The organism is Paenimyroides tangerinum (assembly GCF_003865405.1).
Taxonomy (GTDB): Bacteria; Bacteroidota; Bacteroidia; order Flavobacteriales; family Flavobacteriaceae; genus Flavobacterium; species Flavobacterium tangerinum.
The window spans coordinates 1-22,819 of the sequence record NZ_RQVQ01000045.1 but is presented as its reverse complement, the minus strand read 5'-3'; the positions used below and the strand labels follow the sequence as shown (position 1 = coordinate 22,819).

Annotated in this window: 22 protein-coding genes; 10 read left to right on the top strand and 12 right to left on the bottom strand. The window is 31.1% G+C overall.

Features of this window, described 5'->3' with window-relative positions:
- Window positions 1-7: 7 nt before the first annotated feature.
- The 10 genes from EG240_RS14320 to EG240_RS14275 form a co-directional block, all read right to left on the bottom strand.
- Window positions 8-625, bottom strand: coding sequence for a hypothetical protein (locus tag EG240_RS14320; protein ID WP_125020039.1), 618 nt, complete (start codon window positions 623-625; stop codon window positions 8-10).
- A 63-nt stretch (window positions 626-688) separates the two neighbouring features.
- Window positions 689-1,447 carry a tetratricopeptide repeat protein gene (locus EG240_RS14315; RefSeq protein WP_125020038.1) on the bottom strand — a complete coding sequence of 253 codons (759 nt, stop codon included), beginning with the start codon at window positions 1,445-1,447 and terminating at the stop codon, window positions 689-691.
- A gap of 5 nt (window positions 1,448-1,452) precedes the next feature.
- A complete protein-coding gene (locus EG240_RS14310) occupies window positions 1,453-3,261 on the bottom strand; it encodes a BatD family protein (RefSeq protein WP_125020037.1) in 1,809 nt (602 codons plus the stop codon).
- Between the two features lie 59 nt (window positions 3,262-3,320).
- Entirely contained in the window at window positions 3,321-4,172 is an 852-nt protein-coding gene (locus EG240_RS14305; protein ID WP_125020036.1) for a BatD family protein, read from the bottom strand.
- 3 nt (window positions 4,173-4,175) lie between these two features.
- On the bottom strand, window positions 4,176-4,961 hold the full coding sequence (locus EG240_RS14300) for a tetratricopeptide repeat protein (RefSeq protein WP_125020035.1): 786 nt from the start codon (window positions 4,959-4,961) through the stop codon (window positions 4,176-4,178).
- A gap of 9 nt (window positions 4,962-4,970) precedes the next feature.
- Window positions 4,971-6,002, bottom strand: coding sequence for a vWA domain-containing protein (locus tag EG240_RS14295; RefSeq protein ID WP_125020034.1), 1,032 nt, complete (start codon window positions 6,000-6,002; stop codon window positions 4,971-4,973).
- Window positions 6,003-6,004: 2 nt separating this feature from the next.
- Window positions 6,005-7,006, bottom strand: a complete 1,002-nt coding sequence (locus EG240_RS14290; protein WP_125020033.1) for a vWA domain-containing protein — start codon at window positions 7,004-7,006, stop codon at window positions 6,005-6,007.
- Complete coding sequence (locus EG240_RS14285; protein WP_125020032.1) at window positions 6,999-8,555, bottom strand: BatD family protein; 1,557 nt, start codon at window positions 8,553-8,555, stop codon at window positions 6,999-7,001. Before EG240_RS14285 ends, EG240_RS14290 begins: the two co-directional genes overlap by 8 nt.
- 52 nt (window positions 8,556-8,607) lie before the next feature.
- Window positions 8,608-9,471 carry a DUF58 domain-containing protein gene (locus tag EG240_RS14280; protein ID WP_125020031.1) on the bottom strand — a complete coding sequence of 288 codons (864 nt, stop codon included), beginning with the start codon at window positions 9,469-9,471 and terminating at the stop codon, window positions 8,608-8,610.
- 84 nt (window positions 9,472-9,555) lie between these two features.
- Window positions 9,556-10,560 (bottom strand): AAA family ATPase, encoded by a 1,005-nt coding sequence (locus tag EG240_RS14275; protein WP_125020030.1) that lies wholly within the window; start codon window positions 10,558-10,560, stop codon window positions 9,556-9,558.
- 156 nt (window positions 10,561-10,716) lie between these two features.
- Here EG240_RS14275 and EG240_RS14270 point away from each other — a divergent pair, with 156 nt between their 5' ends.
- The 3 genes from EG240_RS14270 to EG240_RS14260 are packed head-to-tail and all read left to right on the top strand — an operon-like array spanning window position 10,717 to window position 13,193.
- Window positions 10,717-11,865 carry a DUF5929 domain-containing protein gene (locus EG240_RS14270; protein WP_125020029.1) on the top strand — a complete coding sequence of 383 codons (1,149 nt, stop codon included), beginning with the start codon at window positions 10,717-10,719 and terminating at the stop codon, window positions 11,863-11,865.
- Window positions 11,843-12,589, top strand: coding sequence for a metallophosphoesterase family protein (locus EG240_RS14265; protein WP_235830390.1), 747 nt, complete (start codon window positions 11,843-11,845; stop codon window positions 12,587-12,589). Before EG240_RS14270 ends, EG240_RS14265 begins: the two co-directional genes overlap by 23 nt.
- Window positions 12,590-12,635: 46 nt before the next feature.
- On the top strand, window positions 12,636-13,193 hold the full coding sequence (locus EG240_RS14260; protein WP_125020028.1) for an autotransporter domain-containing protein: 558 nt from the start codon (window positions 12,636-12,638) through the stop codon (window positions 13,191-13,193).
- Between the two features lie 50 nt (window positions 13,194-13,243).
- On the opposite strand, the gene EG240_RS14255 is transcribed toward EG240_RS14260, so the two are convergent.
- Entirely contained in the window at window positions 13,244-13,831 is a 588-nt protein-coding gene (locus EG240_RS14255; RefSeq protein ID WP_125020027.1) for a CvpA family protein, read from the bottom strand.
- 46 nt (window positions 13,832-13,877) lie between these two features.
- Between EG240_RS14255 and EG240_RS14250 the strand changes: the two genes are divergently transcribed.
- The 3 genes from EG240_RS14250 to EG240_RS14240 all read left to right on the top strand — a co-directional run bounded on the left by EG240_RS14250 (window position 13,878) and on the right by EG240_RS14240 (window position 16,476).
- Entirely contained in the window at window positions 13,878-14,234 is a 357-nt protein-coding gene (locus EG240_RS14250) for a hypothetical protein (protein ID WP_125020026.1), read from the top strand.
- Window positions 14,235-14,313: 79 nt separating this feature from the next.
- Entirely contained in the window at window positions 14,314-15,333 is a 1,020-nt protein-coding gene (gene pheS / locus EG240_RS14245; protein WP_125020025.1) for a phenylalanine--tRNA ligase subunit alpha, read from the top strand.
- Between the two features lie 159 nt (window positions 15,334-15,492).
- Entirely contained in the window at window positions 15,493-16,476 is a 984-nt protein-coding gene (locus EG240_RS14240; RefSeq protein WP_125020024.1) for a T9SS type A sorting domain-containing protein, read from the top strand.
- A 51-nt stretch (window positions 16,477-16,527) separates the two neighbouring features.
- Here the strand turns inward: EG240_RS14240 and EG240_RS14235 are convergent, their stop codons facing one another.
- Window positions 16,528-16,845: a hypothetical protein gene (locus EG240_RS14235; RefSeq protein WP_125020023.1), complete on the bottom strand. Its 318-nt coding sequence runs from the start codon at window positions 16,843-16,845 to the stop codon at window positions 16,528-16,530.
- Window positions 16,846-16,968: 123 nt separating this feature from the next.
- Between EG240_RS14235 and EG240_RS14230 the strand changes: the two genes are divergently transcribed.
- The 4 genes from EG240_RS14230 (at window position 16,969) to EG240_RS14220 (ending at window position 22,635) form a co-directional block, all read left to right on the top strand.
- Window positions 16,969-20,364, top strand: coding sequence for a hypothetical protein (locus tag EG240_RS14230; RefSeq protein ID WP_125020022.1), 3,396 nt, complete (start codon window positions 16,969-16,971; stop codon window positions 20,362-20,364).
- Between the two features lie 63 nt (window positions 20,365-20,427).
- Window positions 20,428-20,976, top strand: a complete 549-nt coding sequence (locus tag EG240_RS14225; RefSeq protein ID WP_125020021.1) for a hypothetical protein — start codon at window positions 20,428-20,430, stop codon at window positions 20,974-20,976.
- 738 nt (window positions 20,977-21,714) lie between these two features.
- Window positions 21,715-21,888, top strand: coding sequence for a hypothetical protein (locus EG240_RS16545; RefSeq protein WP_158612033.1), 174 nt, complete (start codon window positions 21,715-21,717; stop codon window positions 21,886-21,888).
- Between the two features lie 15 nt (window positions 21,889-21,903).
- Window positions 21,904-22,635 (top strand): GLPGLI family protein, encoded by a 732-nt coding sequence (locus tag EG240_RS14220; RefSeq protein ID WP_125020020.1) that lies wholly within the window; start codon window positions 21,904-21,906, stop codon window positions 22,633-22,635.
- Window positions 22,636-22,819 lie beyond the last annotated feature (184 nt).

The following is a 22,819-nucleotide window of genomic DNA, read 5'->3' as shown; positions in this document are numbered from 1 at the left end:
TATACAACTATTTCTTTTTTTTACCAACTATTTTTCTTGATTTATTAATCGAACTCAGGTTTCTAGAATTAAAAACTAAATTCTTTTCAGAATCATAAATATTTATCCTTAAAATTTGAGTTGCGTTCTTAATTTTTTTAAAATCTTCTGAAGAATATCCATCTATAGACGAAACATAAGACTCGGGCAAACTTTTAAAATGAATTTTACGTAAATATTTATTTTGATATTCTTTGTTAAATATAATTTCGTTTAACATAACACCATTCGATTGAACAGGAAAATAATCAAATAACTTTTTTTTCTGAGGATTGATGATTGTTCTTGGTTTTTTACTAATTACCATTTCTTCTAATTCAGTTACGGTGTTTTGCAACTCAATGCTTTCTGTATTTGTAGAGATTTCAATAAGATTCGGTTTATAGTTTCCATCTAAAACTTCAATTTTATCAGAATTGAAATCAATAAAAACGTTACCGTTTTTATCGGAAAACAAGCTTTCATTGTTATACAAAAGTTCAACAAACTGTAAAGGCCTTTTAGTTTGGTAATCTAACAATTGTATTTTCTGCTTTTGAGCAAAAAGAAACATTGGTAACAAAAGAAATAGGATTTTGATTCTCATAAATATTTAATTTTAAGCTAAATATAAACAAAAAAGAAAGCTGAAAAGCTTTCTTTTTTTATTTTATATCTCTTTTATTGCTTCTTTCTGAATCCAACCTGTAACTTGATTTGGTAAAATAACTTTGAACCATTTGGTTGTTTCTTCTTCAATAAAGACTTCGGTTCCTTCATGAATGATTTGAGCATTTTTAGCTGAAGTTCGGGGCTCAACTTTCAAAGCTACTTCTTCGTCAAAAACAATTGCAAAACGTTCTGAATTGGCGTAATTCTGCTCAGAAAATGCAGATACCACACTGATAATTGCTACAAAAATCAATACAATTTGTAAGGTAAAAAAGACTTTCTTAACCGTCGAATTTTGATTAAAATAGAAAATCACAAAACTCAATAAAATCAAAAATGTACTCACTACAGCAATAACTGCCCATTCATTCATATTAAAAAAACCTATTGTATTATGTAAAATCTGATTTGAATTAAGTTGTACTTTCTTATCAAATTCATCTAACTTCATTTTATCAGCAAACTTCAAATTTGTTTTTGCTGCTTTATTCTCTGGATTTAACTGAAGTACTTTTTTATAATTATAAATACTCGGAGCCACTTGTCGCAATTGATAATATGCATTTCCTAAATTGAAATAAACAGCTTCAGCTTCATAATTTTTATCAATTATCGATTCATACTTTTCAATTGCAGATTCGTAATTCTTTTGTTCGTAAAAAGCATTCGCTTCATTAAAAACCTTAACTGGATCTAGGTTATTTGCCATAGAAATACCAGAAATAAGAAATACTAAAAGGATATTTAAAATTCTCATCGTTCTTATTTTAAAGTTTTAAATTGTTTTTCTAAACTCGAAATCACATCAGCAGCTTGAGCATAATCATTGTTCATCGTTTCCACGCTCATTTGTGAATAACGCGCCATTTCACAAGTTTCTTTCAAAGCCATAAAAGCTGAGATGGTTTCATCTGAAATGTTTTTGTTTTTAAGTGTTTCGATAATCACATCGTTACTCATATCAGAAGTTTCAATCTGTAATTTTGCTTTTAAGAAATTATGTAAACATCGTTCTAAAGCTTCATAGAACTTATCTTTATTTCCTAAATTACGTTTAGCTTCACCTAAATATTTTTTAGCCAATCTGTTGTTGTTTCTTAAACGATTTCCAACAACATCGCCTGCAGCTTTTTGTCTTTGTTTATCAACGATTACAATAAACGGAATCGCACAAATTGGCGCTAACAACAGAATATAAAACAAATTCGTATCAAAGAAATCAGTTTTTTTCTCTGAGTCAAAATTAACTTCTTTTACAATTTCATTGAAGTTATCGCTATTCGTCAAATCTTCTTTTTCAGGAAGATTCGTTGGCAATTCTGGACCTTCGGTTACATCAATTACAATTTCTTCGCTTGTAATGGTTTTATACGTTTTTGAAGCAACATCAAAATAACTAAACGACATTGGTTTGATTACATATTTTCCTTTGTATTGTGGAACAATCGTGTATTTGTCCGTTTTAGAACCGTCCATTCCGGTTTTGATATTCTTATTGATTTTCTCAATCAATTGCGGATCGTAAATCTCTAAAGCAGCTGGAGCTACTGGTTTTGGTAATGAAAATAAATCTAAATTTCCATTTCCATTTACAGAAACATTCAGTTCAATGGTTTCGTTGGCTTTAACGGTTGTTTTACTTGGAGTAACTTTGAAATCAAATTTCCCTACAGCTCCAGTAAAATCGATGGGTTGATTTTCTAGTGGTAATGGTTTTACATTGATTGTTTTAGTACCAGTTGAATATTTTTTCTCACTAACTACAATTTCAGGTGAACCAAAAATATCATATCTGCCCGTTGTTGATTCAACCTGAAGATTCAATTCGAATGGATCCAGTGTTAATTTCCCTTCTTTTAAAGGAAGTAAAACTACTTTTTGTAAAACAATATATCGGTATTCTTTTCCTTTGTATTGACCAACTTGAACACGCATTTCTTTCTCATCAATCAAATGACTCCAAAAGTTTTTATATTCAGGAATACCGGCAGATGCAATATTTCTTACCCCCGCATTATGACTTACATATAATTTATAAACAATGGAAATGGGTTCATTTACATACGGATTTGTATTCGATATTTCACGTTCTAAGAAAATACCTTCACCAATTTTACTTGGATCGATTTGCGGTTGCCTTTGAGTTTGTCTGCTTGTATAACCACCATAACCATAATTTGGTCGTTGTTGTTGTTGTACTGCATCACCTACTTTTATTGAAACCGTATTAGATTTATAAACCACTCCCTTGTATTCAATAGTTGCAGCTCCAATCTGTAAAGTCCCTTTTTTCTCAGGAACTAAATAATAGGAATAACTCTTATTAAAAGAAGTTTTACCGTTTATCCAAGATTGGCTAACCGATTGCATAGGACCGCCAACAACTTTGAAGTTATCAAAGTTGGGTGGGTTGAAATCATCTCCATCTTGGTTCATTGTAAAACGAACCTCAACGCGCTCATTGATTCCTATACTATTTCTGCTTACTTCAGACACAAAAGTTATCTGACTCCAGCCTAAAGATGAAAAAAGTAGCACTAAAGCACAACAAATATTTGTTATAAATCTCATTTTTTTTACCAGTCTTTTAAACTTTAATTTTTTTAGTTTAATAAAAACTCTACAGATTTTTATTTTATTGTATCTGAAAGCGGTTTCACATTAATTATACTTGTACCTGTTGAACGAACTTCTTCTACGGTTATTAATTCTAGATCTCCAAAAATATCGAGACGCCCAGTCGTCGATGCAATTTCAAGATTCAATTCTAACGGATCTAATGTTAGCTCACCTTCTTTCAATGGAACTAAAACTACTTCTCGTATAACAGCATAACGATATATCTTTTGTTTATATTCTATTTCTTGTACTACGAGTTTTTCGCTTTCTTTAATAATATCAATTAAAAAGTTTTCATATTTTGGAATTGATTTGAGTGATACATTTTCAACCCCAAAATCGTTACTCACATATAGTTTATAAATCACTGAAATTGGTTCGTTTACAAACGGATTGGTATTAGAAATTTCTCGCTCTAAAAAAACTTTCTTTTCTATTTCCTCCAAGTCATTCTTTGTTCCATATATATAATCTTTTTCACTTTGTACAGCATCTCCAACCTTTACAGACACAACATTTGATTCATATACATTTCCTTCGAAATTAATTGTTGCGGAACCAATTTCCAAATCTCCTTTTTTTTCAGGAAATAAATAATATGAGTAACTTATACAAATAGATGCTTCTCCACTAATCCTAGAATAACTCACAGCATGCATAGGACCAACAACAACTTTGAAGTTTTCAAAGTTGGGTGGGTTAAAATCTTCTCCGTCTTGATTCATGGTAAAACGAACTTCAAAACGTTCATTAATTCCAATACTATCTCTACTTACTTCGGCTTCAAAAATTATCTGACTCCATCCTACAGATGAAAATAGTAGTAGTACTAAGACACAACAAATATTTGTTATAAATCTCATTATTTACCAGTCTTTTGTATTGTTTACTTTAACAGGTTTACCTTCACGTTCACGACCTTGAACTCGTTCTCTAACTTTTTGCTCTTGGTTGTTTAAAGCATTCAACATGTTTTCCATTTGTTGTTTGCTTTGATCTTGTTTTTGCTGTTGCGGATCTTGTTTCCCTTGATCTTTTTTATCGTCTTTCGGATTATCTCCTTTGTCGTCTTTTTTATCTTGGTCTTTCTTGTCGTCGCCTTTATCTTTTGGATCGTTCTTGTCTTGATCTTTTTTATCGTCTTTCTTATCCTGATCCTTATTGTCTTTGTTATCTTTATTATCCTTGTTGTCTTTGTTATCCTTATTGTCTTGATTTTGGTTTGGATTATCTTTTTGCATTTGTTTTGCTAATGCAAAATTATATCTCGTTTCTTCATCATTCGGATTATTTCTCAAGGCATTTTTATAAGCTTCAACAGCAGCTCCGTAATTTTTTTGCTTCATATAAGCATTTCCTAAATTGTGAAAAATTCGATGCTTTTCATCTTTAGTTTTTGCTGATTTTAAAGCTTGTTGATACGAACCAATAGATTCATTGGTCTGATATTGACGATAAATGGCATTTCCTTTATCATAAGCTGCAAATGTACTTTTATCGTCTTGTGAAAAAGCAGAACGATATAAAGCTTCAGCTTGTGCATAATTTCTGGTATTATATTGTTTATTTCCTTGAACGATTTGAGTTGCTGGTTTTTGAGCAAACATTTGTACGGAAACAAAACTTAGAAGTATTAAAAGTACATTTTTCATTTCCTAAAATTATTTTTCGTTAAAGATGTTTCGTTTTGCCAACCAAGAAGTTTTTCTTTCCAATACAAATAAATCTAATATTAATAAAAGCAAAGCAAAGCCTATGAACCATTGGAATTGCGATTGGAAATCGGCAATTTGTTGCGATTCAAAATCTGTTTTCTCAATATTTTGTAACGCTTGATTAACCAAGTCAACTACTTCTTTTGTATTGCTTCCGTAAATAAATTTACCTCCAGTTTCTTTCGCAATTTCCTCTAAAGTACTTTTATCTAGTTTCGTAATTACAGTATTTCCTTCAGCATCTTGTTTGTAACCCGTAACTTTTCCGTTTACTTTAAGTGGAATTTGACCTCCGTTTTCGGTTCCTACACCAATGGTGATGATTTTAATTCCTTTGGCTTTTGCGATTTCAACGGCTTCAGAAATTCCTTCGCCGTGATCTTCACCATCCGAAATTAAAATCATTAATTTCCCAGTATTTGGATCATCGAAATATTCACTTCCAACTTGAATTGCATCGCTCAATGCTGTACCCATTGATGAAACCATATCGGTATTCATATCCTGAAGGTACATTTTTGCCATATTATAATCTGTAGTAATTGGCAACATCGGGAAAGCTGTTCCGGCATAACCCACAATTCCGATTCGGTCTGAACCTAAGTTGTTGATGATTTGAGAAACCAATTGTTTTGTTTTGGCTAAACGCGAAGGAGCAATATCTTCTGCCAGCATACTTTTTGAAACGTCAATCGCAAAAACGATATCAATCCCTTGGCGTTTTACAGTTTCTAGTTTTGTTCCAATCTTTGGATTTACGATTCCAATCACCAAAAATAAAACAGCAGCAAGCGCAATCACGGCTTTTACAATTCCTTTTGAAGTTGATGCATCTGGAGCTAATTTCTTTAGGAAATCTCCCGAACCAAATTCAGCAATCTTTTTCTTTTTCCAAAGTGTATTCCATACAAATATTGCTGCTAAAACAGGTAGTAGTAGCAATAAATAAAAATACTTTGCATTATCGAATTCCCACATATTTATATAAATCCTTTGAAAATTGTACGTCTTAAAATCAATTCAATCAAAAGCAAAACTAGCGCTAATAAAGCTAATGAACGGAATAATTCATTGCGTTGAACGAATTTTTGTTCGTCAATTTTTGTCTTTTCTAATTGATTGATTTCGTTATAAATTTCTTTTAACGATTGATTATCTGTTGCTCTAAAATATTTTCCACCCGTTGTTTTAGCTATTGATTTCATTAAAGCTTCGTCGATTTCAACCTTCATTTTTTTGAATTGAATCTTACCATCTGGCGTAATTGCATAAGGAGAATCAGCCATACCGTTGGTACCAATTCCAATCGTATAAACTTTAATTTTATATTCTTTAGCAATTTCGGCTGCCATTTGCGGATCAACCAATCCTGTGTTATTTACTCCATCTGTTAATAAAATAACAACTCTACTTTTAGCCGGACTGTCTTTTAAACGATTCACAGCTGTTGCCAATCCAACACCAATTGCTGTTCCGTCTTGAATGATTTGATCGTACTTAACATCGCGCAAAGCATTCAACAAAACATTTTTATCACTCGTAACTGGCGCTTTTGTATAAGCTTCGGCAGCATAAACCACCAAACCTAAGCGGTCTTCTGTACGTTCTTTTACAAAATCTCCAGCGACAACTTTTAAAGCTTCTAAACGATTTGGTTTTAAATCTTTGGCAAGCATCGAACCCGAAACGTCCATTGCCATAACCATATCCACACCATTTGTTGACTTTGTTTTTGTACTTGTATCAACCGTTTGAGGACGAGCTAAAGCTACAATCAAAGCTGAAATCGCAAGTAAACGCAAAGCAAAAAGTGCAGTTTGTAATTTAGCTAACAATGTTTTCTTACCTTGAAATCCTTTGACCGAGCTGATTTTTAAAGCTACATTCTGTTTGTTTTTGTTCTTAATCCATAGATAAACTAAAACTGGTAACAACAGAAATAACCAAAAAAATATCGGATGTAAAAAAGTTATATTACTCATTGTTTATGTTTAGTTGTATCGATTCAATTACTCTACGAGCGATTTTAGTTCCATATTCATCACCAATTTGGCTTAGAATAGTAACTTCTTGAACTCCGTTTGATTGTATGAAAAGATACGTTTCAAACTGAAGATTTTGCTCTTTATTAGTTACCGGATTTACAATAGAAAACGTTCCCACACCACGAACACCATTGATTCCTTCTTGATTGAAAGATTCTTGTTCTGATTTGATGTTTTTCGCTCCCATTGATTTTTCCAATAATTGTAATTTACCTTTTAATAAATCTTCTGGCGTAGCACTTTCATCACTTTTCATTGCAGTAGTATTTACTGTAATCGTCAAATCTGTTTTTAGATTTGCATAAACGAAAGTCGCTGTATTGCTCTGTAAATTTTCTGTTTTCTCATTTGCATTTCCAACACGAGTTAAAACTTCCGGAGTAGAAAGTTTTATACCTGGAAGTCCGTAGTCACTCGTAACCCATTCTTCTTTTTCGTATAAAGATTTGTTGGTTTGGAACCAATTGATTTGCATTCCTTCCATTACCGAATTGTATAAATAAACACTTCCAGTAACTAAGATTAAAAAGGCAGAAACCGCAATTGGAATCCAAGTACGAACTTGTTTTCTCTTTCTAAAACGTTGTTCTCTTAACTTTACACGTAACGATTGTTCTTCTGCAAAACGAGGTAAAGCTTTATCAATGGATAACGAAATGGTTTCTGTAACTTTTCTGTCCGATTCGATTTCGCTCATTTGAGGATCTGCTTTAGCAAATTTTACTAAATCGGCATTTTGCAACAAACGTTTTAAATCGTTTACAATTTCTTTACTTAATTTGATTTTTTTCTCTTTAATCGTTTTTTGAAGATGTAAAATCAGTTCGGCAGTTGTAGATTCTTTTGCAGGAATATCAAAAACTTCTTCGATGTAATCTCTGGTAATATCTGTCATTTCAGAATAATACGATTTTACATCGCCATTCATAATCAAACGTTTTCCGTCTAAAAGTTGTAATTGCTTTGAAATTTTTTCCAATGGTGTTTTGAACAAATCATCTTCTGTCAAGTTTTTCTCTTGACGTTTTTTGATGATATAATAAGTCAAAAATCCAAATCCAAGACAAAGAATTAATGCAATGATATAATAGATAATTTTAGAAGTATCTGTTGAACTTCCTAAATTGGTTTTAATATCATACATCGGTTGTTTTAATGTATCAACAGCAACATTAGTTACTTCAACATCGAAAATATCAGTTTGATAATTTTTACCATTAATCAAAACAGATAATCTTGGAACGGCATATTTTCCTGAATCGAATTGTGTTAAGGTATATTTTTTAATCAATTCCATTTTACGATCATTTAGAATCGTATCAATTGGAGTTGCTTCTAAAACCTCAAACGGACCAATCATTTTTTGCTCCGGAAAAACAACTTTATCATTTTCGTTGGCATTTGCTTTAATCGTTAAATTAAAAGCAGAACCAATTTTGATTTGAGTTGAATCTACTTGCGATGTCACAGGATTCTGTGCGAACATCTGTAAGTTTATTCCGAATATAATTAATAAAAAAATGTGTTTCAAATTCATTTTATCTTGCTTTAAAATAAGCTAATAATTTTTTAACGTAACTTTCGTTAACACTAGAATTGATGGTTCCTGCACCAGATTTTGTAAATATATTTTTGAAATATTTTTCCATTTCATCAAAATGCTTTGCATAACCTAAACGAACTTCTTTATCGTTTGTGTTAACCAAAATTTCTTCACCAGTTTCGGCATCCTGCATTAAAACTAAACCAACGTTAGGCATTTCTTTTTCACGTTCATCGTAAATTCTAATTCCGGTGATGTCGTGTCGTTTGGCAACGATTTTCAATGTTTTCTCGTAATCTTGAGATTGAAAATCAGAAATCATAAAAACAATAGCTTTCTTTTTCATCACTTTAGAAAGATATTCCAAAGCTTGTGAAATATTAGTTTTATTGCTTTTAGGCTCGAACTGAATCAACTCACGAATGATTCTCAAAACATGAGATTTTCCTTTTTTTGGAGGAATGAATAATTCAATTTGGTCTGAAAATAAAATCAATCCAATTTTATCGTTGTTTGTTGTAGCCGAAAAAGCTAAAGTTGCTGCAATTTCAGTAACGATATCGTTTTTAAACTGCGCACTTGAACCGAAGTTTTGAGAACCACTTATATCAACCATTAACATTAAAGTCAATTCGCGTTCTTCTTCAAAAACTTTGATATAAGGTTCATTATAACGAGCGGTAACATTCCAATCAATTGCTCGAATGTCATCACCATATTGATATTGTCTTACTTCGGCAAAAGACATTCCTTTCCCTTTAAACGAAGTATGGTATTCGCCAGAGAAAATATGATCGCTTAATCGACGGGTTTTAATCTCGATTTTTCGAACTTTCTGTAAAATATCTTTTGTTTCCATTTAATCTTTTTGAGTTGTACAAAGGTTCTACTTGCTTAACGAAATCATTAAGCAAGTAAGATTTTATAATTACTAATTCTAAGATTATGGAACTTGGATTTCGTTTACGATTTTGTTGATAATATCAACAGAAGTTACATTTTCAGCCTCAGCTTCGTAAGTAATTCCAATTCTGTGACGTAATACATCGATTACCACCGCACGAACGTCTTCTGGAATTACGTAACCTCTGCGTTTAATAAAAGCATAACATTTTGCAGCTAAAGCTAAATTGATACTTCCACGAGGTGAAGCCCCATAGCTAATAAAAGGTTTTAAGCTATCTAATTTAAATTGTTCTGGATAACGAGTTGCAAAAATAATATCTAAAATATATTTTTCAATTTTCTCATCCATATAAACTTCTTTCACAGTTTCTTGCGCTCTTAAAATTTGTTCAACAGAAACCACAGGATTGATTGTAGCTGTTTTTCCAAATAAGTTTTGACGCATAACCAAACGCTCTTCTTCTAACTTTGGGTAATCAATTACCGTTTTCAACATAAAACGGTCCATTTGAGCTTCTGGCAACGGATATGTTCCTTCTTGTTCAACTGGATTTTGAGTTGCCATTACCAAGAATGGTTTCTGTAATTTATGAGTTGTTTCACCAATCGTAACTTGCTTCTCTTGCATTGCTTCTAACAAAGCAGATTGTACTTTTGCTGGTGCACGATTTATCTCATCGGCAAGTACAAAGTTTGCGAAAATAGGTCCTTTTTTTATAGTGAAATCGTTTTCTTTGATGTTGTAAATCATCGTTCCAACTACATCGGCTGGCAATAAATCTGGAGTAAACTGAATACGACTAAAAGAACCGTGAACTGCTTTTGATAAGGTGTTAATCGCTAAAGTTTTTGCTAATCCAGGAACACCTTCTAACAAAATGTGACCTTGACCTAACAAACCAATTAATAAACGATCAATCATATAACGTTGACCTACGATGTTTTTGTTCATTTCTGAAACTAAAAGATCAATAAAAGCACTTTCTCTTTCAATTTTTTCGTTAATAGATCTGATGTCAGTAGTTATTGTTGTTGCTTCCATATTTGTTTAAAAATCTCTTATTTATTATTTACAATGCAAATAGATTAATTTTTTTTGTTTCTTGTTGTTAACAGACGGTTAAAATAAAACCAAATGAATAATTTTAAGTGATATTTATGAATTAATTTTTATATTTTTAAGACTAAAATTTACAACATGATAAATAAACGCCTACTTATAAAGAATTTGCTAGCTCATTTTGATGAAAACAGCTTTTTCGATAAAAAAAGGCAGCTAAATTTACACACAAAAGAAGGCAAAGCAAAATTTTTAAAACATATTTGTGCTTTATCAAATTCCAACCCTAATAACAACTCGTATATCGTTGTGGGTGTTGAAGATACGGATAATGAAATAACTGGAACAGACTTTTATGATGACAGTAATATTCAACATTTAGTGAATGCATTTTTAATGAATTCACCTAAAATAGTTTACGAAAACGTCAGATTTCCACATTTAAGTTCTAATAAAGTTGTTGGATTGGTTACTATTTTTCCAAATAAGGAAGTTAGCTATTTTAAAAACAAAATCTGTTTAATTGAACAATATGCAGCTTTTTCAAGAATTGGGAGCAACACTGTTCCGCATTATGAACAACAACTTTTTGATAATAAATTGGTTGTTGAATCTATCGAAAATAATTCTAGAAATGACCTTAAACAAACCATAACCGATGTTTTAGATTTTATCAATGTTACGCACGTCAATCGACATCCGAGATATGAAGTTTTCAAAGAATATTTTGTGCTTTGTTGGGCTGGAAACGTAAAATGGATTCGTGGAACTCGGTTTCTTTCTCGAGTTGATATATTTTTAGTAAATGAACATTTGAATTTATTTTATTCAGAATTAGACGAAGTAACAATTGAATACAACGAAAACGAATTTGTAATAACTGAATACATCAAACTCGGCTTAAAAGAAGCAACGTCATATTATCCATTCAGTAAACAAACGATTACTTTTTATGACAATGTAACCTATTCGATTAATTCTGAATTGATTTTTGAACTACCTAAATACAATCGAAGGTTATTACATCATATTTACAATTCTAATTTGGTTCTCATTCGAAAATTAAAAAACAACGAACCTTTCACATTTTCCGAAGAACGAGATTTAGAGCATCTATCTCATTCTATGATGATTTGCTATTTAAACGGGTTTTCTGAAGCAAAAAACGATTTGATAAACTGCAAAGAACTTTTAAAGAATTCACAAAATCCGATGCTTTTTATTTCATTTAAAGAAGTTATGCGTATCTTACGCAAGTTGAAATATGAAACAATTAAAAATGATTAACACTTTTGTAATCGGAGATATTCACGGTGGATTAAAAGCTTTGCAACAAGTTTTAGAACGTGCAAATATTTCCCAAAACGACAAACTGATTTTCCTTGGTGATTATGTAGATGGTTGGAGCGACACGGCAAATCTTATCGATTTTTTGATTGACTTAAAAACCAAACAAGATTGTATTTTCATGATGGGAAATCACGAAGAAATGGTTTTGAAGTGGTTAAAAGGTGAAGAAGACAATGAACTTTGGCGATTTCATGGCGGACAATCGACTGTTGATATTTACGAAAAAGTTTCAGAAGAACGCAAAGAAAAACACATTTCATTCTTATCAGAATTAGAAGAATATCATATCGATGAAAACGACCGTTTGTTTATTCATGCTGGTTTCACAAATTTGAAAGGAGTCTATTTTGAATTCTTTAAAGGTATGTTTTGGTGGGATAGAACGCTTTGGGAAACTGCTATGGCATTAGACAAAAACATTCAAGAAGATGATTTTAGATATCCTTCAAGATTCAAATTGTATTCAGAAATTTTCATTGGACATACACCAACAACTCGTTTTAATGAGACAACCCCTATCAATTTTGCTAATGTTTGGAATATTGATACGGGAGCTGCTTTTAAAGGTAAACTTACCATTATGAACGTTGAAACGAAAGATTTTTGGCAAAGCGATTCTTTACCTGATTTATACCCGAACGAAAAAGGACGAAATATTTAACCAAATAAAATATTCATATATTTGCATCACGAAAAATAGATTTTTTATGAAAAAAATAGCAATAATTGCATGCTTTCTAGGTGGAATTTTTTCTTCACAAGCACAAAAATTAAACGAAGTTAAATGGAATGTTTTAAATACCATTGTTAACACTTCTGTTGAACTTGGATACGAACATTTTATTGATACCGATCAATCTATAGGTGTAGATTTAATGATTAACGACCGTTTTTCATACTACGGAGAAAATAGTAAAGAAGGTAAATACAAAAAATTCAACACAAACAGCGTTGCAGTAAATTATAATTTTTATTTCGGCGGGAAAGACGGAGAACATGCGTCTGGATTCTATGCTTCGCCTTTCTTAAAATATCGTTTTGGAACTTATGACCATGATATTAAAGTTGGAGACGGAATATTACGTGCTGAAACAGATATGAATTCTTTTATATTAGGAGTTGGCGCTGGTTATAAATTAGTAAAAAATGATTCATTTACAATTTCTCCATTTGTCAATATCGGAAGAGATTTTAGCAAAGTTGTTGTTGAAGAATTTAGTGGAATCGAAATCAATGCTGGTGTAAATATCGGATATCGTTTTTAATGAATATTTAAAATCATATATTTTGGTCGGATTATTTCCGACCATTTTTTTTAAACTTCTTTTAGATTTTCATCTAATTTATCGACTTGTTCATCAACAGCTTCCAAAGTCATTTGATACCATTCTTCCATCATCGGATAAACCAACTTTGAAAAATCTTCAATTGGATGATAAAAAAGTGATTTATTCAAAGTTTCTTCCGTTGCTATATAATGATTGTAATTGATTTTCTGAAATAAATTCAAAACAACACTTATAATCAAAATCATTTTCAAGCCAAGAAAAACGGCACCTGCCAAACGATTCAATCCACCTAAAGCAACTGTTTTAATTATTTTTGTCAAGGCTTTTCCTAATAATTGGATTGCAATCAAAACCAAAAGAAACGTAAATACAAAAGCACAAATCGTAACTACGTTTGCACTCCATTGTGTTTTTTCAAGAATCCAATCCTTAAACAAAAAAGAAAACTTCAACGATAAAAAAATTCCGACAATCAAAGAAACCAACGATATCAAAGCAAGAACTAATCCTTCTTTAAAACCTTTATATAAAGCGTAACCAATTAAACACGCAATAATAATATCAACTACCAACATAAAAATAAAATATAAGTAAAGATATAAAACCGTAAACATTTAAATTACAACTTTTGATACTATCTTTGCAACTTATTAAAAAACTATGGCAAGAGACGAAAAATTAAAAGAACGTTGGGAAGATTTGGTTTTAAAACTTTCTAATCAGTTTGCCGATGGTGATAAGTTAGATTTAGAAGAAATTATATATTTAATTGGCGTTCAAGAATTAGGACAATTCAAACGAAAATTTAAAAAAGACGACAAAGTAAATTTAATGCACATTGCCATTTGCAGGTTACTTTCTCCTTACGGATATTATCAATTCACACATTATGATGAAGATGGTTGGCCACATTACGACGTTCTAGAAGAACTTCCGCCTTTAAAAGCTGGTGAACAATCTGTATTAATGAAAGAAGCAATTGTAGGATATTTTTTGGAGAACGAATACATTAATTAATTTTAATTAAAAATAACGATTGTAATTTTTAGTCTAAAACAAAAATAGTAACTTTGTTACAACTACTTCGAACAGCAAGATGATAGACAAAATTAAAGAGTTAATTGGTGAAGCGCAAGCATTTACTACCGATAACAAAGAAACATTAGACGCATTTAGAATTAAATTTATTTCTAAAAAAGGTTTAGTTAACGAAATATTCGCCGAATTTAAAAATGTACCAAACGACCAAAAGAAAGATTTTGGACAAGTAATCAATACATTAAAAAATACGGTTGAAGAAAAAATCAAAAGCATTCAAGAAGCTTTAGAAGCAAAAGAAGAATCAAACGGTTTTTTTGGAGATTTAACTCGTCCAGGAACTCCAATTAGTTTAGGTTCTCGTCATCCAATTTCGTTAGTGAAAAATCAAGTAATTGAAATTTTCTCTAACATTGGTTTTAATGTTTCTGAAGGTCCAGAAATCGAAGACGATTGGCACAACTTCGAAGCATTGAATTTCCCAGCGCATCACCCAGCACGTGATATGCAAGATACATTCTTTGTTCAGATGAATCCAGACCAACTGTTGCGCACACACACTTCGTCTGTACAAACACGTTATATGGAAAACAACAAACCGCCAATTCGTACCATTTCTCCAGGACGTGTTTTTCGTAATGAAGCAATTTCATCTCGTTCTCACTGTATTTTCCATCAAGTGGAAGGTTTATATATTGACAAAGATGTTTCGTTTGCTGATTTGAAACAAACGTTAATGTACTTTACAAAAGAAATGTTCGGAAAATCGAAAATCCGTTTACGTCCATCATATTTCCCTTTTACAGAGCCAAGTGCTGAACTTGATGTTTATTGGGGATTAAAAACCGAAACCGATTACCGCATCACAAAAGGTACAGGTTGGTTAGAAATTATGGGTTGTGGAATGGTTGACCCTAATGTTTTAAAAGCTGTTAACATTGACTCAAACGAATATTCTGGATTTGCTTTCGGTATGGGAATTGAACGTATGGCAATGTTGTTATATCAATTAGGCGACATTCGTATGTATTTTGAAAATGACGTTCGTTTCTTAGAGCAATTCAAATCGAATTTCTAATACAGAAATTATCATAAATAGAATCCTTGGTTTTTAACCAGGGATTTTTTTATACCATAATTTTTAATTTAAAAAATTAACTAAAAATCAACATAAAACTTTTATTTTTCATTTTTAATTTATAAATTAGTAAACCAACTTATTAAAATTGAATTAATTATGAAAAAAACAATCTATTTATTTTTACTTCCAATAATTGGAATTAATTTCAACGCTCAAGCTCAATCTGCAACTTTGGTTTCTAATATTTGGCAACTTGAAGAATTAGTTGTCAACGGAAATCCTATCACAAAACCAAGTGTTGTTAACTTTTACGATTTGAGCACAAATGAAATCACTGGAACAGTAAGTAACGTTATAAGACTTGAATTTACAGCTGTATCAGGAACCACCTATACAGTAAACAACATTTTAACAAATGGAAATGCAATAGGTGATTTCATAATCAGTGATTCAAATATTGATTTAACACCAGGAAATTTATTCGAAGTAAACAATTCGGACACAGGTGATAATATATACGAAAGTTTCAAAACTGTATTTTTAAATAACTATGCCGGGATTTATGGAGGTGGAACTTATACAATTACAGGAGACGAACTTATCCTAGGAAGTGCTACTACCTATGGCGTTTATAGCATTTATGACCCTTGTAATTCAACAGAACTTCCAATTGGAAATGGAGCTCAAACGCTAAATGAAGGACAAACATTGGGAGATTTACAAATCACAGCTTCTAGTGGTTTTAATTTAATTTGGTATGCAGATGAAGACTTAACAACCATTTTACCAGAAACAACAGTAGCAACAGCAACAACATATTATGCAGTTAATAGTAACCCTAACTGTTTAAGTATTGGAAGACCAATTACAGTAACAATTACACCTACTGCAGGATTAAACGATGAACAATTAGCAAATTTAAATATCTATCCAAATCCAGCAACTGATATGATTAATATTAGTTATCCAACTTCTATTGAAAGTATTGAAATGTTTGATTTAACTGGAAGAAAAATACTTTCTAAAACAGTTTCAGAAAAAGAAACACAATTAAACATCAGTCATTTAAATTCTGGAATTTATATCTTAAACATCAAAACAGATGAAGGATTAGGTTCAAAAAGAATCATCAAAAAATAACAAATAACAGAAAGCTCTTGAAATTCAAATCAAGAGTTTTTTTTATTTGACTTATTCTTTCGAAAACAAACGTTTTATTCCAATTAAATAAAACAACAATCCAGGAAGTAAAATAATCAAACCTTCTAAAAAAACAAAAACAACTCCAAAAAGAAGCATCCAAATAGCTTTTTCAACAACTTTCATTTGAGTTGATTTCAACATCAAAAAATAAGCTATTAATAAAACTAAAGCAGAAAATAATTTCCCAATAAACATCAAACTATTTCCATTTAAAAAACCAATCGCAATATGTGTTATTTTGAGTAAAGCACCAAAAAGCATGATAATAACATTTAAGAAAAAAAGAATTCGATACAATCTTAACATGATTTGATTTTTAGGAATATTTTCAAATATAGAAAAAATTAAACCAAGAAACGTAAGACCAAGAAAACAAAATTATTTTCTAAAAAATACACTAATTTTACCTTTTCCGAGTTATATCTATTTATGAGAGTTTTGTATTTGTTTCTGGTATTTTTCTTTTTTTCTATTGCTTCGGCACAAGAAATAAATAGCTTGTATCAAAACAAAAGATTCTCAAGTCAAGATAGCATCATACAATTAGAAAATGTAGCTTTAAACAATTCGTATTTTGAAGTTTTAGACCTAGATGGAAAACCAATTACAACTGAAAAATATCAAATTGATTTTGAAAAGGGAATTTTAAAACTACAACAAATTCCAAATGATTCGATTCAAGTTAATTATTTGAAATATCCAGATTTTCTGACCAAAACGTATTCTATTTACGATAAAAATCGAATGGTTTCAAATGAATCTGGTGCAGCATTATTTGTTGTTCCTGAAAAGAAAAAAAGTACCTATATCCCTTTTGATGGTTTAAATACGGACGGAAGTATCACACGAGGAATTACCGTTGGAAACAATCAGAATATGGTTACCAATTCCAATTTAGATTTACAAATCACCGGAAAACTTTCAGACAAAGTAAGCCTTAGAGCTTCCATACAAGACAGCAACGTTCCATTACAAAACGGCGGATATTCTCAAAAAATAGATGAGTTTGACCAAATTTTTATTGAACTATTTGGGAAAGATTGGTCAATAAAAGCAGGTGATTTATTTATCGAAAATAGAAAATCCATGTATATGAACTTCAATAAAAAAGTACAAGGAATTTCTACCAAATTCACATTCGAAGGAGAAAAATCAAAAACTGAGATTGAAGCAGCTGCTGCTTTGGCTCGTGGTCAATATGCAAAAAGTAATTTCATCGGTCAAGAAGGAAATCAAGGTCCATACAAACTTAAAGGAACCAATGGAGAACTTTATATTTTAATCATTTCGGGTTCAGAAAAAGTTTATGTAAACGGTCGTTTGTTAACACGTGGCGAGAACAATGATTATGTGATTGATTACAATTCAGGTGAAATTAGATTTACTTCACTTTTTCCAATTACGGCAGATATGCGAATTGCCATCGAATATCAATATACAGACAGAAATTACACACGCTATTTGGGTTATGGCGGAATAAATCATAAAACAAAAAGTTGGGATTTTTCTGGTTATGTTTATACCGAAAGTGATATTAAAAATCAACCACTGCAACAAAATTTAAACGAAGAACAAATTAAAATTTTACAAGAAGCAGGCAACGATGTCAATCAAATGTTGGCTCCATCTGCTTATGAAGATACATATTCCGAAAACAAAGTTCTGTATAAAAAAGAAAATTTTAATGGGACTGAAATTTTTGTTTTTTCAAATAATCCTGACGACCAATTGTATTCGGTTGCTTTCACTTTTATGGGAGCTAATCTAGGAAATTACGAATTAGCAAGTACTTCAGGAATCGGAAAGATTTATCGCTATGTAGAACCAATTGGCGACCTTCCGCAAGGTAGTTACGAACCTGTTTCAAGACTGATAGCTCCGACAAAATTGACGGTTGCAACGGTGATGACCAAATACAATCCAGACGAAAAAACTTTGATTAATTTAGAAGTCGCGATGAGTAATAATGACCAAAATTTATTCTCATCGATTGATGATAAAAACAATAAAGGTTGGGCAGGAAACATCAACGCAAAACAGCGTATATTATCCAAAGCAATTACTTTAGATGCTTTTGCGAATGTTCAGTTTGTACATAAAAATTTTCGCCCGATTGAACGTTTATATTCCATTGAATTTGACCGTGATTGGAATCTAGAAACGCAATTCGGAAATCAAAATATTATTACAGCAGGACTGACTGCAAATCTAAATCCGCAAAGTCAGATTACCTATCAATTTGACAGATTGGAATTCACTAAATCGTACGAAGGTTATAAAAATACATTAACTGCCAATTACAATAAAAACGGATTAGTTGCACAAACAAATTCGAGTATGTTAAGTGCAAATTCGACAACGAATCAAACTAATTTTATCAGAAGTAGTTCCAAAGTGGTTTATAAGAAAAATGAAAAATGGATTGGTTTCAATTTTGATTTAGAAGATTATCAAATTAAAAATAAAGATTCAAAAGAGTTTCAATCATCAAGTCAGCGTTTCTTTCAAACCGATTTGTTTATTGGTCGTGGTGATAGTGCAAAAATGTATATCGAATTGGGATATCAATTTCGTGCAAACGATAGTTTACAAGATAATCGTTTACAGCGAACCACACAAGCCAATGCCATTTATGTAAAATCTCAAGTTTTCAAAACAAAAACTTCAGACTTGAATGTGTATGCAAACTATCGAATTTTAGATTATAAATACGGAAATTTACCAACAGAAAATACTTTGAATTCGCGCATTGCATATAACGACCGATTCTTTAAAAATTTAATTCAGACAGCAACTGTTTATGAAAACACTTCAGGAAGCATTGCCCAGCAAGAATTTACATATCTTGAAGTTGAAGCTGGTTTAGGAACACACATGTGGAATGATTATAATGGAAATGGTGTTCAAGAATTAGAAGAGTTTGAAGTTGCTCTTTTTCCAGACCAAGCAAAATTTGTTCGTTTGTATTTGCCGAATCAAATTTATTTACGAACACATCAAACCAAGTTTTCTGAAGCATTGAATATCAATTTTAGTATTTGGCAAAACGATTCAGGTTTTAAAAAATGGATTAGTAAATTCCATAATCAAACCACGTATTTAATTGATAAGAACGTTTTGAGAAATGGTCAAGAAATTCAATGGAATCCGTTTACGAAAAACGACGAAAGTTTGGTTTCAACAAATGAGAATTTCAGAAACAATTTTTACTTTAATCGTTCAAAACAACGTTATTCAACCACGTATTCATACATTCAAAATCGAACAAAAAACCTTTTAAATTCTGGAAGTGTTGAAGGGAAATTAAAAACTCATCAATTTCAATTTACACATTTGGTAAAGAAACTTTGGTTGTTTAACTTTATTACAAAAGCAGAAAACGCTAATTCGGTTTCAGAGAATTATAGCGAAAAAAATTATCAAATCGATTCATATACCTTACATCCAAAAGTTTCTTATTTGTTTTCAAACCAAGCAAGTGTAGATGTTTTCTATGAATACAAAAACAAATTCAACAATTTGAATAATTTCGAAACATTAGACCAACATCGAATTGGAGCTTCGTTTACTTATAACAGTATTAAGAAATTTTCAATGAATGGAGAATTATCTTACTATGAAAATAAATTTGTCGGAAATCAATTTTCACCCGTTGCCTTTCAAATGTTAGAAGGATTACAACCTGGAAAAAACATCACTTGGCGTTTTCTTATTCAAAGAAATTTGACCAAATATTTAGATTTAAACGTAAACTACCAAGGAAGAACATCAGAATCAGCAAACACCATTCACACAGGAACAATTCAATTAAGAGCGTTCTTTTAATCTAGATTAATTGCATATCAAATAAATAGTTCTATTTTTGTTATTCAATTTACTTTTAAAAATATGAAAAAAGTTTTTCTTTTAGCAATTGCAGTTGCATTTACTTTTGCATCATGTAATAAAGATACTAAAGCTGAGGCTACAACAGATGCAACAGCTACTGAAACAAATGCAGCTCACGAAGACCATACAGGACATGACCATGGAACAGAAGCACCAGTTGCAAACGAGGCTACTCCAGGTCAACCAGCTCCAAATCAAGCGACAAACACTCCGGCAGCAACTAATGCTCAAGGAGTTAAATTAAATCCTCCTCATGGACAACCAGGTCATCGTTGCGAAATTGCAGTTGGCGCACCTTTAGACGGAAGTGCTGCACCTGCACAAACTGCTCCAACTCCAGCTCAACCACAAGCTCAACCTGCAAGTGGTAAAGGATTTTTAGGTTCTGGAAATGCACAAACACAAGCGGCTCCAACACAGCAAGCTGCTCCAACAGCACAAAAGGCAGCTCCACAACAAACTGATCCAGGAATGCAAGGAAAACCAAATCCTGCTCACGGACAGCCAGGTCACCGTTGCGACATTCAAGTAGGACAACCATTACCATAATAACTAATTAGTTAAATCGTTTATTTTGGAACTTTACATTCCTAAACATTAATGTCCGATAATAATTATTATCGGACATTAATGTTTTAAAATAATTAAAACTATTTAAAAAAACGTCCCTTTTTGTTCCTGTTTACAAAGTAATTTGTATAGTTTATGTTCATTTAACTGATTGGTTTGAAAAAGAATTAATAATCCCTGAGGCAGAGCCTCGAGGTATTCAAAGGAAGAGAGTTTCTTTTTAGTTTTATAAAAAAACATCCGTTTTTCACACTTTTCCTCTCTGACCCCGAGGCAGAGCCTCGGAGTATTCTCTTAGAATAAATGATACAAGTAGAAATTATGAGAATAGGACTAAAGTTGTTGGATATAGAAATTCGTTAGAACCAAAATACGAATGGGAAGAATATTTTTTTTCTTTTAAATACACATTTAGCATTTAGTTTTTCTTCTGAATAATAAAACTGTAGTTTTGTTTATCTAAACTTTCTTTTGTTGTTAAAATATTTAATAAAAAACATATTTTTTTAATTTATTGTTATTATATTAGGATTTTCAGAAAAACCCTAAAATATTTTTAACTAAATACATGTGGTATAATGGTTAAATGATGTTTACTGCATTAGCTTGCGTAGCTTTTGCTTTTAGTGGTTTCGCTTCATGTGATTTGAATTATATGAAAAAAATAAATTTATTAAATGAATCTTTCTTTAAGCTAGATTTTTTAAACCATGTACAGTGATTATTTATGTAACGACTGCTGATGATAAAGTTGATTATATAAAAGATGAAGGAGTTGATTTAAGTTGGGATGAATGTGGTGAATATAAAGATAAATATATTAGGGAGCAGCAAAAGAATAAATTGATAAAATTTGATGCTGAAAAGAATGTAACAGTTATTTGTGGTTAATTTATACTTTTAAAAATGAAAATATTATTTCTATTTCTTTTTTGTTATTCATTAAATGCTCAAAATCTTTTTCATTACGAATGGTATGTTAAAGGAAATCTTAGAGATGGAATTTTATTTAATATTTCATCTGAAAATAGAGCTGTTTATATTGATTATCTAGATTCTCAACGTAAATTTTCTGAACAAAAAGTTGATTTTGAATTAAGTCTAGGTGAAGAAGCAACTGTTATAAGGGCGTCAACAGGTTGGTATAATAGATATTTTTTTAAACAAGAAGATAACGTTTCTTATATTGAAGATTTCTTACAAACACCTTTCGTAATTAATGATTCAACGTTTAATATTAAATGGGAGTTAGTTAATGAAACAAAGTTGATTGAAGGTTTTCAATGTAATCTTGCAAAAACTGAAATAAGAGGAAGGAGTTGGGAAGTTTGGTATACATCAGAAATTCCAATCCCTTACGGGCCATGGAAGTTTTATGGGCTACCAGGCTTAATCGTTTTAGCTAGTGAATCAAAAGATGAATTTTGGTTTAGATTAACTAAAATTGAATCAAACCCTAACTTTAGTATTCCTAAAATGGATTTGAGTAATCACAAATCTGTTACTCTAGAAAAATATGATAATATTCAAAAAGAATTCACTGAAACTAATAGAGCTGATATGTCGTCTAGATTTAATATAGAATATAGCCCTTCTGTAAGAAATGGTATAGAAGTTATTTATGAATGGGAAGAATAATTTTTTTTTCGCCAAATGTCAATTTTTTAAAACTATATATCTGTTAATTAATCCAATTTTAAACAATTAATCCAAAACGTGTTGGTTTTAAATAGTATTTATTTTTTAAGTTAAATTATTATAAACCTGAATTCGATTATTAATACAAAGCTAACTGACTGGAATTTAGATGTTCAAATTTAAT